Genomic DNA, 14600 nt, shown 5'->3' with positions numbered 1-14600 from the left:
ACCTGTTAGCAAATCCTTTTAACAAATATTTCCTACTAACCAGTCTTTTTAACCGTTATCTTGGTATAAAAAAGAACAATTGCAAGACTATCAGCACATATTACAGCGATTAAACCAATTTATTCAAAAACACTATTCTCAAGTTCTACTGAAAGGTATATTACTATTTTTCGCATTTGGACTTTTGTTCTTCCTACTGATATTAGGAGTTGAATATTTTCTTTGGATGAACAGTACAGGAAGAATGGTTCTATTCGGCATTTTTATACTAGTTGAGATTTTTCTTCTTTTTAAATACATATTAACGCCCATTTTCTATTTACTAAAACTTAAAAAAGGTATAGGACAAAAAGATGCTGCCCATATGATAGGAAAGCATTTTCCTGAAGTAGGAGATAAGCTTACAAATTTATTGGACCTAGCAAATGATAACGAAAAATCAGAATTGTTACTGGCTAGTATTAATCAAAGGTCAAAACAACTAGACCCAATACCGTTCACCAAAGCTATAAACTTCAAAGATTCCTTCAAATATTTAAAATATTCCATTATTCCAATTGCCATAATAGCCTTGCTATTTATATCAGGAAATTGGAATAGTTTTTTTGGTACTTATAAACGTGTTGTAAACTACGAAATGGCCTATGAAAAACCGGCACCTTTTAAATTTGAAGTACTATCAAACAAATTAACCACTTTACAAGACCAAACCTTTACTGTTCAAGTTGCAACAAAGGGAAAAGTAAAACCAGAAAACGTTTATATAAAAATTGATAATAAACCTATTTTATTACAACAAAGGAACGGTTTATATGAGTATACATTTTCACCACCCATACAAACCACTACATTTAAATTTTCTGCAAATGAAGTGCAATCAAAAGAATATACCTTACAGTCTCTTCAAACACCTTCTATTATAGATTTTACCATGAATCTTACTTATCCTAGGTATTTAAACAAACCTAAAAAAATTATTAAAAGTACTGGAAACGCTGTTATACCGGAGGGAACAAAAATTACTTGGCACATTAAAGGTGAAAATACCGATAAGATTAATGTGGTTACCAAAGACACACTTTTGCCATTTATAAAAGAAAAAAACCAATTTAAATTAGAGAAGAACATCTACAATGATTTTAATTACGAGTTAACGACTACAAATAAAAACGTTCAAGATTATGAACGTTTAGCATATAGTTTTAAAGTAATCAAAGATGCGTATCCCACAATTAAGGTAGAACAAGTTCTGGACAGTTTAAATCCGAATGTTTCTTACTACACAGGTTCCGCTACTGATGATTATGGACTTCGAAAAATTGACATTGTATATTTTGAAGTAGGTAATGAAAACTCTAAAAAAACTATTTCCTTAATTAAACCGACTTCTAATTACGAACAATTTTATTACACGTTTCCCTCCGGTTTAGAATTAGAAGAGGGTAAAAATTATAGCTTTTATTTTGAGGTAACAGATAACGATGCAGTACATAATGGAAAGACCGTTAAAAGTCAAATATACCAACAAGTATTGCTAGATGATAATCAGTTAAAAAACAAAGACCTTCAATCTCAACAATCACTAATAAAGGACTTAGATAAATCTCTAGAGAGAGCAAAAGAACAAAAAGAATCATTAGAAGAAATAAACAAAAATCAGAAAGAAAAAAACAGTTTAAACTTCAATGATAAATCGCAGATAAAAGATTATTTAAAAAAACAAGAACAGCAAGAACAACTCATGCAAAAGTTCAGTAAAGAACTTAAGGAAAATCTAAACAAGGAAAATAAAGATGACAAATTAAACCAATTGTTACAAGAACGTTTAAAACGTCAAGAAGAACAAGCAAAGAAAAACCAGCAACTCCTTGAAGAACTTAACAAAGTAGCTGATAAAATTAAGAAAGAAGAGCTTACAAAAAAGTTAGAAGAATTAGGTAAAAAACAACAAAATAGTGAGCGTAGTTTAGAACAACTATTAGAACTAACCAAACGGTATTATGTAACAGAAAAGGCTTCGCAACTTGCACGAGATTTAGAGCAATTAGCTAAACAACAAGAAGAACTTTCTAAAAAAAATAAAGAAGAAAATACAGCAGAAAAACAAACCGAATTAAACAAGAAATTTAACGAGCTATCAAAGGAAATGGATGCTTTGAAAAAAGATAATGAAAAGCTAAAAAAACCAATTGATATAAATATTGAAGAAAACAAAAAACAAGCTGTAAAAGAAGATCAACAAAAGGCTCTTGAAGAACTACAAAATGAAGATAAAAAAGAGCCAAATAAACCAACTAATTCTGATGCTAAAAAGAAACAAAAATCGGCAGCAGATAAGATGAAAGAAATGAGTGAAGTCTTGAGTGAGTCTTCTTCTGGAGGAAGCGGTGGTTCTTCAGTAGCTGAAGATGCTGAAATGCTAAGACAAATTCTAGACAATCTCATCATTTTCTCCTTTAAACAAGAAACACTTTATGATAGACTTAGCTCTAGAGAAGAACAAGATGCTACTCAATATTCTGAAACTGTACGCGACCAAAATGAATTAAAAGGGTTATTTGAACATGTAGATGATAGTCTATTTGCATTATCTCTTCGCCAAGCTGAACTATCAGAATTTGTAAATGAACAGATTACCGAAGTATACTATAACATTGATAAATCTTTAGAAACTATGGCAGATGGTCAAATGTTTCAAGGCATTTCCCATCAAAAATATGTGTTGACCGCAGCTAACAGTCTTGCAGATTTTTTAGCCAAGGTTATGGACAATATGAATGAAAGTATGCAAATGGGAAAAGGTTCTGGGCAAAGTGAAGGAGGATTTCAGTTACCGGATATCATTGAAGGGCAACAACAAATTGGTAAAAAAATGGGTCAACAAGGAGAATCTGGAAAAGAAGGAAAAGAGGGAAAAAGTGGTGAAGGAGGAAAACAGGGCGAACGTGGTAAACAGGGAGCTAACGGTAAACAAAGTGAAAGCGGAAATGAAGGTGAAAATGGGAAAAATGGGAAAGGAAAGAGTGGTAAAGAAGGCGAAAATGGCGAAGGCGGAGAAAATGGACAAGGAAAAAATGGAACAAACGGTATGGGTGGACAAGGTAAAGGTTCAATGAGCGAATCTGAACTTAGAGAAATCTATGAAATTTATCAAAATCAACAAAAAATAAGACAAGAACTAGAAAAGCAACTTCAAAATATGATTAATTCTGGCGACCAAAAATTAGGTCAAAAATTAATTAAACAAATGGAAGATTTTGAAAACGATCTTTTAGAAAACGGTATAACTCAACGTACTATCAACAAAGCCAATACTATACAATACGAATTATTGAAATTAGAAAACGCGGCACTCAAGCAAGGAGAGAAATCTGAGCGAGAAAGTAATAGAAATACAAAAGACTTCACAAATCCTATTACTACTAAACCCTCATTATTAGATAATTATCGTAATGAGGTTGAAATTTTAAATAGGCAAAGCTTACCTTTGCGGCAAAATTTTCAATCTAAGGTTAAAGAGTATTTCAAAGCAAATGATTAATTACAATTACCTAACTGAATTTAAACTTGTAGCAGAAAAAAACTTTGATTCGTGGATTACAGCATCTTGTAATACCGAAGGGTTTTCCATTCAAGAACTTAACTACATCTTCTGTAGTGATGACTACTTGCTTAAAATAAATCAAGATTACTTACAACACGATTATCTAACAGACATTATCACTTTTGATTATGTATCAGGCAAAAATATTTCGGGAGACCTTTATATTTCAATTGACCGCATAAAAGAAAATGCACAAGAATTTAATGTTACGTTTGATAACGAATTAAAACGCGTAATGATTCATGGAGTTTTACATCTAATGGGTTATTCGGATAAATCGGATGCAGCTATTGCCGAAATGCGCGCTAAAGAAGAAGAAAAAATAAAGCTGTTCCACGTGGAACATTAGAAAATATGTTTGGAGAAGAATACGATGTAATTGTAGTTGGCGGAGGACACGCCGGTGCAGAAGCGGCAGCAGCAGCTGCAAACTTGGGTTCAAAAACCCTATTAGTAACAATGAATCTACAAAACATTGGACAAATGTCTTGCAACCCAGCAATGGGTGGAATTGCAAAAGGACAAATTGTAAGAGAGATAGATGCCCTTGGCGGATATAGCGGAATTGTTTCTGATAAATCTGCTATTCAATTTAAGATGTTGAATAAATCTAAGGGTCCTGCAATGTGGAGTCCAAGAACCCAAAACGATAGAATGCGCTTTGCGGAAGAATGGCGCTTAATGTTAGAACGCACACCTAATGTTGATTTTTATCAAGAAATGGTGTCTGGTTTACTTGTAGAAAACCATAAAGTTGTTGGAGTGAAAACCTCTCTTGGTATTAATATAAAATCAAAAGCTGTTGTTTTAACCAATGGAACATTCCTAAATGGATTGATACATATTGGCGAAAAACAATTTGGTGGAGGTAGGGCAGGAGAAAAAGCTGCTACCGGAATTACAGAACAATTAGTTGAATTAGGTTTTGAAAGTGGAAGAATGAAAACCGGGACACCACCAAGAGTTGATGGTAGATCTTTAGATTATTCCAAAATGATTGTACAACCTGGTGATGCTATTCCGGAAAAATTTTCTTATTCAAACACAAAACCTTTAACGCATCAACGTGATTGTTACATGACCCATACAAGTGCATTGGTTCATGATTTATTGCGTGAAGGTTTTGACAGATCCCCAATGTTCAACGGTAGAATTAAAAGTTTAGGTCCACGATACTGTCCGTCTATTGAAGATAAAATAAACAGATTTGCAGACAAAGACAGTCACCAAATGTTTATTGAACCTGAAGGTTGGGAAACAGTAGAAGTATATGTAAACGGATTTTCAACTTCTCTACCAGAAGATGTTCAGTTTAAAGCATTGCGTTCTGTAGTAGGTTTTGAAAAAGTAAAATTCTTTAGACCAGGTTATGCTATAGAGTATGATTACTTTCCACCAACACAATTAAAACATACTTTAGAAACCAAGCTAGTTGATAACTTATATTTTGCCGGACAAATAAATGGAACCACAGGATATGAAGAAGCAGCATCACAAGGTTTAATGGCAGGTATTAATGCGCACTTAAAACTAAAAGAAGAAAACCCTTTAATTTTAAAAAGAGATCAAGCATACATTGGTGTTTTAATAGATGACCTAATTACCAAAGGTACAGAAGAACCCTATAGAATGTTTACATCTCGTGCAGAGTACAGAACATTACTTAGACAAGATAACGCTGATTTAAGATTAACTCCTTTAAGTCATTCCATAGGTTTTGCAACAGATTCAAGAATGAAAAGAATGGAACAAAAACTAGAACAATCTGAAGCTTTAGTTAACTTCTTTAGAGAAACTAGTGTATTGCCTAAAGACATTAATCCCATTTTTGAAAGTGTAAATTCATCTCTAGTAAAGCAATCTGATAAAATGTACAAAGCATTTTCAAGACCTAATGTAACAATGGATCATATGTTACAGCTAGAAGATGTTTCTAATTTCGTTAAAGAAAATAAATTTGATAATGAAATATTGGAACAAGCAGAAGTACAGATTAAATACTCAGGATACATTGCAAAGGAAAAATTAAACGCCGATAAACTTCATAGATTGGAAGCAGTTAAGATTCCAGAAAATTTTGATTACTCTAAACTGAAATCATTATCATTTGAAGCAAGAGAAAAAATGACAAAAATTCAACCTGTTACCATTTCCCAAGCATCAAGAATTAGTGGAGTTACTCCGAGCGACATCAGTGTACTTTTAGTTTATCTTGGAAGGTAGGGCAAATTGTTCCACGTGGAACAATGAAATTTACATCATCTATAAAAACCCAATAAATCAAAAATGTCAGATATAAATTCTAACATAATCACTAAAGATTATCTAGTAACGCAGGAACAATTTGAATTAGAATATGATTCAAAAACGGACATGCTAATCACAAAACCTGTACCTAAAAATCTAGAAAATTATTACGACCCAAATAACTATATTTCCCATTCCGATAATGGAAGTAGTCTTCTTGAGAAAATATATCAGGCAGTTAAAAAATATACTTTAAAAAAAAAGATACAACTTATAGATAAACAAAATACTAATGAAAAATATCTTTTAGATATAGGTTCCGGTACTGGTGAATTTTTAAATGTAGCTAAAAACAAAAATTGGAAAACAGTAGGGGTAGAGTTAAATGATAGTGCGAGAAAGAAAGCAGTAGATAAAAAACTAGATATTTATAAATCATTAGAAGATTTAAATAATCAAAAATTTGATATTATAACACTATGGCACGTACTAGAACATTTACCAGATTTAGAAAATCAAATTAAAAAAATAAACTCATTACTTAGAGAAAATGGTACTTTAATAATAGCAGTACCTAACTATAAATCTTATGATGCCCAATACTATAAAGAGTACTGGGCTGCTTATGACACACCAAGACACATTTGGCATTTTTCTCAACAAGCAATTAAAAATATATTCTCAAAAGAAAAATTAATAGTTACAGAAACACTGCCAATGTACTTTGATTCTTATTATGTATCCATTTTATCAGAAAAATATAAAAATGGTTCATCTAATTATTTGAAAGCATTTTATCACGGATTATTGTCAAATTTAAAAGCTAAGACCACAGGAGAGTATTCTTCGCTAATATATGTGCTTAAAAAACAGTAATTAACTATTTAAAGCTTATTTAAGCGTTTAAATAATCAAAACTATATATAATTATATAAAAAATATAAAAACCTCTTAAATATAGCTTAAAATCAATCATTATAATAAATAAAAACAATAAAAAATAGATAAACCATCAATAAATCTTATAAATAGGAAATATTGAGTATTTATACCAATCTTAAAATATTTTCATTCTAAAAGCTTTATTACTTTTGCACCACATAAAAATGAAAAATGAAAAACCTAATTTTAATTTTCGCTATCGTATTATTAGCATCTTGCAAACAAGAAAAAATTGGATACGTTGATAACGTAAAATTGATGGATGAGTACCAACAAAAAATTGATGTTGAATCTAAATTCAAAGTTAAGGCAGATGCCTTAGCAAGAACTAGAGATAGTATTTCTCAAGCTTTTCAAATTGAAGCTCAAGCTTTTCAAACTAAAGCTCAAAAAATGTCTCAATCAAAAGCTCAAGAAGAATATGCAGCAATGCAACAAAGAGGTCAAATGATTGGTCAACAATTACAACAACAAGATCAACAATTACAAATGGAAGGTCAGACTGAAATGGATAGCATAGTTTCTAAAGTAAAAGAAGAAATTAAAGCCTACGGGAAAACAAACGGATACTCTTACATTTTAGGTGGTGGTGACGGTGGTAGCGTTCTTTATGGAACAGAAGCAAATGACCTTACCGATGAGATAGTAAAATTACTTAACGATAAGTATAAGAAATAAATTAATATACTATTTATAAAAAAGCCGGTCATTGACCGGCTTTTTTTATTCTACAGAATGTGTTTCAAACCTTTCTAATTCCTGCTCAATATTGAATTGATCCTTAGGTAAAAATCCTTTCACTATCAGAACAATTCCGCATATCACCAATATAACTCCAATTATCTTCTTTACATAAACAATCCTCTTAGCTGTTAGCTTACGTTTAAGTTGTTTGGCCAAAAGAATTTTAAATACATCAGTTACAAAATAGGAGAGAAGTACAGTTGCAAAAAAAGTAAAGAAACGATTAGGTTGATTGTCTAAAGTAGGACCTATAATAATTATAATTCCTAACCAGAAAACAAGAACACCAATATTAATAAAGTTGAGTAAAAAACCCTTTACAAAAAGACCAAAGTAATCTGATTTTTTAATCTTCTTAGAATCTACAGGTATCTCTTTTTTATCAACTTTAAAAAAAGTTACAAGACCATAAACCAACAGTATAACACCGCCAAAGACATAGAGACCAGGCTGATTACTTAAATTTTCTAACAGTTGAAAACTACTAAAATAAGCAACAAGAATAAATAGTACATCTGCCAGTAAAACACCAACATCAAAAGTAATTGCAGCTCTAAAACCTTTTACTGCACTTGTTTGTAACAAGACAAAGAAAACCGGCCCAACCATAAAGCTTAGGAAAAATCCTAAAGGAATTGCTGCCTGTATATCTTCTAACATGTATTAATGCATTCTTTTAATGGAACCACCAAATACCGTTTTCTCTTCAAGTTTTTTAGGGTTACCAAATACCAAAACTTCCCCACCAGCTTTCACTGTTGCCTTTACATAATCCTTAGCATTAATTTCTGCCCTAGAACCCGCATTTACATTGATTGTAGAAAAATTGGTAACAAAACCTTTACCTTCATAAATACCTCCGGTGTTTATTTGAACGTCTTGTAGATTTGAAGAACCTGCAGTTCTAATAACTCCGCCAGAAACCGACTTTATTAACATTTGTTCAACCTCTGCACTAACAATCAATTCTCCACCTTCTTGGGCTTTCAATTCTAATACATCTTGTTGAATAATATCTTCAGTAACAATTCTGGCATCTTCATTAACATCAATGACCAAAATATCACTAGCATAATATAAATCTATAAAGGTTTTATAGCCACTGAAAATTTTACCTATTTGCATTCTAATCTTTAAAACGCCGTCGTTATTAACAATGACTACTTTGCCCGTATTTTCACCTGTAATAATAACCTTATTTTCTGAAGATTTTATAAGGTTTATTGACAAACCATCAAAACCCTTTAATTCTTTAAAAGATTCTAAATTTTGGGTAATCTTATTATCTTGGGCAGTAACCGAAAGACATCCTAAGAGAAACATTAAAACTAAAACTTGTTTCATTCTTTTCTGTGTAATTTATTTAAGTAAACATCTTAAAATTAAAATGTTTACTTATTTCAGCCATGTTATACCAAAATCTATTCCAAATTATTTATTGTCATCCGGAATCAAGGCAAAATCTAAATGCCTTTTTATAAGATCGGTACTTTTAACCATAACGGTAATTTCATCACCTAAGGTATATTTTTTCTTGGTACGTTCACCAATAATAGCATATTGCTTCTCATCAAAGATATAATAATCTCCCTTGATGTCCCTAATACGAATCATACCTTCACATTTGTTAGCAATGATTTCAACATAGATTCCCCATTCCGTAACACCGCTAATAACTCCACGAAATTCTTCATCTTTATGGTCCTGCATAAATTTGATCTGCATGTACTTAATAGAATCTCTTTCAGCACTTGAAGCTAAATATTCCATATCTGACGAATGCTTACATTTCTTTTCAAATTCTTCTGCATTGGCAGAACTACCACCATCAAGATAATGTTGCAATAGCCTATGAACCATTACATCTGGGTATCTTCTAATTGGAGAAGTAAAATGTGTATAGTAATCAAAAGCCAACCCATAATGACCAATATTATCTATAGTATAGATAGCCTTGCTCATACTTCGTATAGTAAGGGTATCTACCATATTCTGCTCTCTTTTACCTTTTACATCTTGTAATAATTGATTCAAAGAAGAACTAATAGATTTTTTATCCTTAAAATCTAATTTATGACCAAATTTAGAAACGATACCATTTAAAGCCATTAACTTATCTGGATCTGGATCATCATGAATTCTATAAACAAAGGTCTTCTTAGGCTTTTGCTTTCCTATAAATTCAGCCACTTTTCTATTGGCTAAAAGCATAAACTCTTCAATAAGTTTATTAGCATCTTTAGATTCCTTGAAATAAACTCCTATAGGTTCGCTATTTTCATCTAAATTAAATCGTACTTCAACTTTATCAAAAGAAAGCGCACCTTGATCCATACGCTTAGAGCGCATTATTTTAGCAAGCCTATCCATTTCTAATGTAGCTTCTACAACGTCTTTAGAAACCGTGTAAGCAGCTTCTCTGATAGATATATCCTCTGGTATGTTACCATTACCGTTCTCAATGATATATTGGGCTTCTTCATAAGCGAAACGTTCGTTAGAATCGATTACAGTTCTTCCAAACCATTGATTTCTTATTATAGCGTTCGTATCTAATTCAAAAATGGCAGAAAAAGTATATTTTTCCTCATTTGGTCTTAATGAACAAGCATTGTTAGAAAGTACTTCCGGTAACATAGGTACCACACGATCTACTAAATAAACAGAGGTAGCTCTTTCATAAGCCTCGTCATCTAAGATGGTATTTTTTTGTAGATAATGAGAAACATCTGCAATATGAATACCTATTTCATAATTACCATTTTCAAGTTTTTGAAAAGAAAGGGCATCATCAAAATCTTTGGCATCTTTTGGATCTATAGTAAAAGTGAGAACATTACGTAAATCTCTACGTTTTTTAATTTCTTCTTCTTTTATACTGGTATCTAAACCATCAGCAAAATTTTGAACATCTTCAGGAAAAGAATAAGGTAAACCGTACTCTGCTAAAATGGAATGAATCTCTGTATCATGCTCACCAGGTATACCCAATACTTCGGTAACTATACCAAAAGGGGAATCTACATCGGCTGGCCAATCAGTGATTTCAACCAAAACTTTCTCACCATCTTGGGCACCGTTCAATTTATCTTTAGAGACAAAAATATCAGTATACATTCTAAAATCTGAAGGTCTTACAAAAGCAAATGTCTTTTGCATATCAACAATACCTACAAAAGTAGTTTTGTATCTTTCAAGTACTTTAACTATTTCGCCCTCAAGCTTTTTACTCTTTTTACGTGGGTAGATATAAACTTCTACCTTGTCTTTATGAAAAGCCTTATTTAATTTATTGGCAGGAATAAAGATATCATCGTCCATACCATCAACTACAATATATGCATTACCCTTACCGGTAACATCTACCGTACCTTCATGGTAAGATTTAGTATTTTCTAATACTTTATATTGACCTCTATCAATTTCTTGAATTCTTTTTTTCTCTTTGAGCTCGGTTAACCTTTTAATAAGGGTATTTCTATCTTGAGCATCAGTTATATTTAATTTAGCAGCTATCTGCTTATAGTTGAAACTTTTATTTGGCTCTTTTTCTAGAACAGTAAAAATTCCTCTTGTAATTTCGTTCTTTCTATGATTCTTCGCCTTCTTATTCTTCTTTGACATTAAACTTTTAATTTATTGGAAAATTACGAATTATAATCCACTAGCTGTTATTCAACTTCTTATTGAAAAGTTAAGTAAACGAGTTGTTATTAACATATATATCATATTAGACATTTTTTCTTTTAAATTAAATTAAATATTAATGATTATTATAGCTTGTTAATATCTAGAATAACTTATTTCTATATTACTTGTCTTTATGAGATACTAATACTTGTTGACAATATGTTTTATGAAACTACAATTGAAAATCAGTATTTTGAAGAGTTATTAAACATGGTTTATAAGTGCTATTAACATGAATTTATTAATAACTAAATGTAATTTTAATGTTAACTAGGGATGTTAATTTGATGAAAATCCTCTAATAGTTTCTAATATTTAAATTCGTCTTCAGAGGATTAAAAGTGTAAGCAGATGTTAACCTTAATAACCAAATTTTTTAGCAACTTTTTCTAAACAATTTATGCATTAAGTAATCTTGCTTATAACATACTAATTAACAATTTTTATTAATGCCATGATAACTATTGTTGTGAACCCCTCGTTTTTTGTTGTGAATGCCTGATTATTGTACCTTTAGCTTGGTTTTGTTCCACCCCCACTGGATATAAACAAGAACTATTAACCTTTAAATACTACGCATATGAAAATAGCTATTGGTAATGACCACGCTGGTACGGAATACAAGTTAGCTATTATAGGTTTACTAAAATCTAAACAAGTTGAAGTTATTAATTATGGTACAGATGGCACTGATAGTGTAGATTATCCAGATTTTGCACACCCTGTTGCCCTAGATGTTGAAAATGGTACAGCAGACTATGGTATTCTGATCTGTGGTAGTGGTAACGGGGCTTGTATGACCGCTAATAAACAACAAAATGTAAGAGCAGCCCTTTGTTGGACCAAAGAAATTACTAAACTGGCAAGAGAACATAATGATGCAAACATTTTAAGCCTACCTGCAAGATACATAGCGTTACCGCAAGCACTAGAAATGGTCTCTACTTTTTTAAATACTTCTTTTGAGGGTGGTAGACATGAACGTAGAATTGAAAAGATTCCGCTTTAATAGCTAGTTATTACAACTATGTTGATAACCTAAAATAGTTATTATAACCATTTATAAATCATATAGTTATTTCATAATAGATATGAACATAACTAGTTAATTGAACAATTTCATGTTAGATATTAAGGTAAAGAATTTCAAAGAATTTGATATTGAAGAACTATATAATGTACTACAGTTAAGAAGTGAAATTTTTGTAGTAGAGCAAGATTGCGTGTATCAAGATATAGATGGTAAAGATTCTAAGGCTATTCATGTAATAGGATATAAAAATAATTCTGTAGTGGCTTATACCCGTATTTTTAAACCTGGTGATTATTTTGACCAAGCCAGTATAGGCAGAGTAGCCGTACATAAAGATTTTAGAAAATTTGGTTATGGAAAAGTAATCATGCAAGCTTCTATTGATGCAGTAGAAGAACATTACAATACCTATGAAATTAAAATTTCAGCTCAAAAATACCTAACCAAGTTCTATACTGATTTAGGCTTTAATGCCACAGGAGAAGAGTATTTGGAAGACGGTATACCACATATAGCAATGATTAAAAAATAAAAAAGACCGCTATAAGCGGTCTTTTTTAATATGTTGTATTTATATGTTTAAATTTTGATAGGTGTTTTATTACTAAGGTTAATATCCTCTAACATATTATCGGTAAACTTATAATGGCCTTTTGTAGTTATAATCCTAAATCTATTAGAATTCATTCTACTCAAAGTATCTAAAAACAACCACTTAGATTTAAGTAACCTAGTTTTTGGTGATTTTAGACTGATATCAAAATAGTATTTTCTACCATTTTTGATAGCTACAATATCTGGAGTAACATTGTCTTCCAAACCTTTTCTTGAATATGATTTAGGGGTTTCATAGCCTTCCATATCAGCTTTAATGTTCTCAAAACCGGTAGCTTCTAAATGTTGAATTGACTTTTCTAAAAATTCTACGTTTTCTGACTTTTCTACTTTTACCATAGCTAATAAAATAATAAAAAAAAGGACAATTCCTAATTTTAAACGTTGATTAACAATATGTTAAGTTAAGAAATGACTTTTGTGTGTCTATTCTATTTGTATTTTTCTATTAGAAAATAAGCTCTAGAAGCCTAAGATTAGAATAATAAACTAGGTTGATTTTATTTTGTCTGAAAGAACTTTACCTATTTTTTTTACTACACCTACTACCAAAGCATTACCCATAAAAAAAGCCCTTTTAGTATTAGAGATACCTTCATGTAAAGTATGATCATCGGGAAACATATTTAGTCGTTCCAATTCTACGGGAGTTAATCTACGTAACCCTTTTTTGGTGTTGATAACATGTTTAAAGCGCGATGCACTCTTACCACCTTCACCCGTTATAATTGTTCTTGAAGCATTATCTAAAGCGTCAGGAAAAATCATGTTACCTTCATTATAATGATAGGCAAAACCAGATTTAGAAGTTCGGGTTTCTTTTTTAGCACCTTTTAGATAATACCATTTATCATGCTCCTCTTCAGGAATATAAAACTCTTCTGGTATATTCCCTTTCTGCAAAATATCTGCTAAGACCGTTCTTTTACCAACATAACTGGGGGTAGTTTTGGTGGTATATACTTTTCCTTTAATGAATACTCCGGTATTTTGAAAAGGAGATAATTTTTCGCCTAGATTAAAATTTTCAGATAGTGAAACAAGATCTTCGGTAATATCAAATGAAATTATTTTAGAAGAAGTACTTGTAATAGGAAATGCTGTTGCAATTGTCCCTTTTTCAAAAATCCATTCTTCGGCTTTCACTTTTTTAAATTGTTTATAAAGTACGGTAGATTTATGATAGCCTAAGAAGAAAATGCGTCTACGTCTTTGTGGCATTCCATAATCTGCAGCGTTGATAACTCTCCATTCTACAGCATAACCTAGGTCATCTAAACTTTTAAGCATAATGGCAAAATCTCTACCTCTTTGGTTTGATGGAGACTTTAACAAACGATCTACATTTTCAAGAAATAAGTATTTAGGCGGATTTTTCTTTTCCGATAAAATTCTATGGATACTCCACCATAAAACCCCTTTTTTACCAATAAGTCCTTTAGAATTATTTAAGGTAGCCGCAACGGAATAATCTTGGCACGGAAAGCCACCTACTAAAATATCGGCATCAGGTATGTCCTTAGTAGGTACTTCAGAAATATCTTCGTTTCTATGATTTTTAGAACCAAATCTGGCTTCATAAACTGTTGAGGCATGCTGCGCTTTCGTACTAGGCTCAAATTGATTGCTCCAAACTACCTCGTAGTTCTCGGTATCCTCTAATCCTAAGCGAAATCCGCCAACGCCAGCAAAAAGTTCTATGACCTTTAGTTTCTTCATTTGCGA

The 14600-nt window shown here is 31.5% G+C and carries 12 protein-coding genes; 7 read left to right on the top strand and 5 right to left on the bottom strand.

Features of this window, described 5'->3' with window-relative positions:
• The first annotated feature begins 226 nt into the window (after window positions 1-226).
• From PXD56_RS00635 to PXD56_RS00615, 5 genes are all read left to right on the top strand, one after another.
• Window positions 227-3541 (top strand): DUF4175 family protein, encoded by a 3315-nt coding sequence (locus PXD56_RS00635; RefSeq protein WP_276491429.1) that lies wholly within the window; start codon window positions 227-229, stop codon window positions 3539-3541.
• The gene (gene ybeY, locus PXD56_RS00630) at window positions 3534-3953 is read left to right on the top strand and encodes an rRNA maturation RNase YbeY (protein WP_276491428.1); all 420 of its coding nucleotides are present in this window, start codon (window positions 3534-3536) and stop codon (window positions 3951-3953) included. Before PXD56_RS00635 ends, ybeY begins: the two co-directional genes overlap by 8 nt.
• 5 nt (window positions 3954-3958) lie before the next feature.
• Window positions 3959-5827 (top strand): tRNA uridine-5-carboxymethylaminomethyl(34) synthesis enzyme MnmG, encoded by a 1869-nt coding sequence (mnmG, locus tag PXD56_RS00625; protein ID WP_276491427.1) that lies wholly within the window; start codon window positions 3959-3961, stop codon window positions 5825-5827.
• A gap of 63 nt (window positions 5828-5890) precedes the next feature.
• The gene (locus tag PXD56_RS00620; RefSeq protein ID WP_276491426.1) at window positions 5891-6727 is read left to right on the top strand and encodes a class I SAM-dependent methyltransferase; all 837 of its coding nucleotides are present in this window, start codon (window positions 5891-5893) and stop codon (window positions 6725-6727) included.
• A 237-nt stretch (window positions 6728-6964) separates the two neighbouring features.
• On the top strand, window positions 6965-7471 hold the full coding sequence (locus PXD56_RS00615) for an OmpH/Skp family outer membrane protein (RefSeq protein WP_276491425.1): 507 nt from the start codon (window positions 6965-6967) through the stop codon (window positions 7469-7471).
• Window positions 7472-7516: 45 nt separating this feature from the next.
• Here PXD56_RS00615 and PXD56_RS00610 read toward each other — a convergent pair whose 3' ends face one another.
• The 3 genes from PXD56_RS00610 to rnr form a co-directional block, all read right to left on the bottom strand.
• Entirely contained in the window at window positions 7517-8197 is a 681-nt protein-coding gene (locus PXD56_RS00610) for a LysE family translocator (RefSeq protein ID WP_276491424.1), read from the bottom strand.
• A gap of 3 nt (window positions 8198-8200) precedes the next feature.
• The gene (locus tag PXD56_RS00605) at window positions 8201-8881 is read right to left on the bottom strand and encodes a head GIN domain-containing protein (RefSeq protein ID WP_276491423.1); all 681 of its coding nucleotides are present in this window, start codon (window positions 8879-8881) and stop codon (window positions 8201-8203) included.
• Window positions 8882-8968: 87 nt separating this feature from the next.
• Window positions 8969-11161, bottom strand: a complete 2193-nt coding sequence (gene rnr / locus PXD56_RS00600; RefSeq protein WP_276491422.1) for a ribonuclease R — start codon at window positions 11159-11161, stop codon at window positions 8969-8971.
• A 646-nt stretch (window positions 11162-11807) separates the two neighbouring features.
• On the opposite strand from rnr, the gene rpiB reads away from it, so the two are divergent.
• Both rpiB and PXD56_RS00590 read left to right on the top strand, forming a co-directional pair.
• Window positions 11808-12236, top strand: a complete 429-nt coding sequence (rpiB, locus tag PXD56_RS00595; RefSeq protein WP_276491421.1) for a ribose 5-phosphate isomerase B — start codon at window positions 11808-11810, stop codon at window positions 12234-12236.
• Between the two features lie 112 nt (window positions 12237-12348).
• On the top strand, window positions 12349-12792 hold the full coding sequence (locus PXD56_RS00590) for a GNAT family N-acetyltransferase (protein WP_276491420.1): 444 nt from the start codon (window positions 12349-12351) through the stop codon (window positions 12790-12792).
• 47 nt (window positions 12793-12839) lie between these two features.
• Here PXD56_RS00590 and PXD56_RS00585 read toward each other — a convergent pair whose 3' ends face one another.
• Window positions 12840-13214 (bottom strand): hypothetical protein, encoded by a 375-nt coding sequence (locus PXD56_RS00585; protein ID WP_036150827.1) that lies wholly within the window; start codon window positions 13212-13214, stop codon window positions 12840-12842.
• Between the two features lie 150 nt (window positions 13215-13364).
• The gene (locus PXD56_RS00580) at window positions 13365-14594 is read right to left on the bottom strand and encodes a DNA cytosine methyltransferase (protein ID WP_276491419.1); all 1230 of its coding nucleotides are present in this window, start codon (window positions 14592-14594) and stop codon (window positions 13365-13367) included.
• Window positions 14595-14600: the final 6 nt, after the last annotated feature.

The organism is Maribacter zhoushanensis, assembly GCF_029350975.1.
GTDB lineage: Bacteria > Bacteroidota > Bacteroidia > Flavobacteriales > Flavobacteriaceae > Maribacter > Maribacter zhoushanensis.
The sequence above is the reverse complement of the archived record's forward strand: the minus strand, read 5'-3'. Positions and strand labels throughout refer to the sequence as shown.

Bases quoted from the DNA above. Each gene is read 5' to 3' on its own strand.
- PXD56_RS00585 (WP_036150827.1), bottom strand. From the start codon at position 13,214: ATGGTAAAAGTAGAAAAGTCAGAAAACGTAGAATTTTTAGAAAAGTCA.
- PXD56_RS00620 (WP_276491426.1), top strand. From the start codon at position 5,891: ATGTCAGATATAAATTCTAACATAATCACTAAAGATTATCTAGTAACG.
- mnmG (WP_276491427.1), top strand. From the start codon at position 3,959: ATGTTTGGAGAAGAATACGATGTAATTGTAGTTGGCGGAGGACACGCC.
- PXD56_RS00610 (WP_276491424.1), bottom strand. From the start codon at position 8,197: ATGTTAGAAGATATACAGGCAGCAATTCCTTTAGGATTTTTCCTAAGC.
- rpiB (WP_276491421.1), top strand. From the start codon at position 11,808: ATGAAAATAGCTATTGGTAATGACCACGCTGGTACGGAATACAAGTTA.
- PXD56_RS00580 (WP_276491419.1), bottom strand. From the start codon at position 14,594: ATGAAGAAACTAAAGGTCATAGAACTTTTTGCTGGCGTTGGCGGATTT.
- PXD56_RS00615 (WP_276491425.1), top strand. From the start codon at position 6,965: ATGAAAAACCTAATTTTAATTTTCGCTATCGTATTATTAGCATCTTGC.
- PXD56_RS00590 (WP_276491420.1), top strand. From the start codon at position 12,349: ATGTTAGATATTAAGGTAAAGAATTTCAAAGAATTTGATATTGAAGAA.
- rnr (WP_276491422.1), bottom strand. From the start codon at position 11,161: ATGTCAAAGAAGAATAAGAAGGCGAAGAATCATAGAAAGAACGAAATT.
- PXD56_RS00605 (WP_276491423.1), bottom strand. From the start codon at position 8,881: ATGAAACAAGTTTTAGTTTTAATGTTTCTCTTAGGATGTCTTTCGGTT.
- PXD56_RS00635 (WP_276491429.1), top strand. From the start codon at position 227: ATGAACAGTACAGGAAGAATGGTTCTATTCGGCATTTTTATACTAGTT.
- ybeY (WP_276491428.1), top strand. From the start codon at position 3,534: ATGATTAATTACAATTACCTAACTGAATTTAAACTTGTAGCAGAAAAA.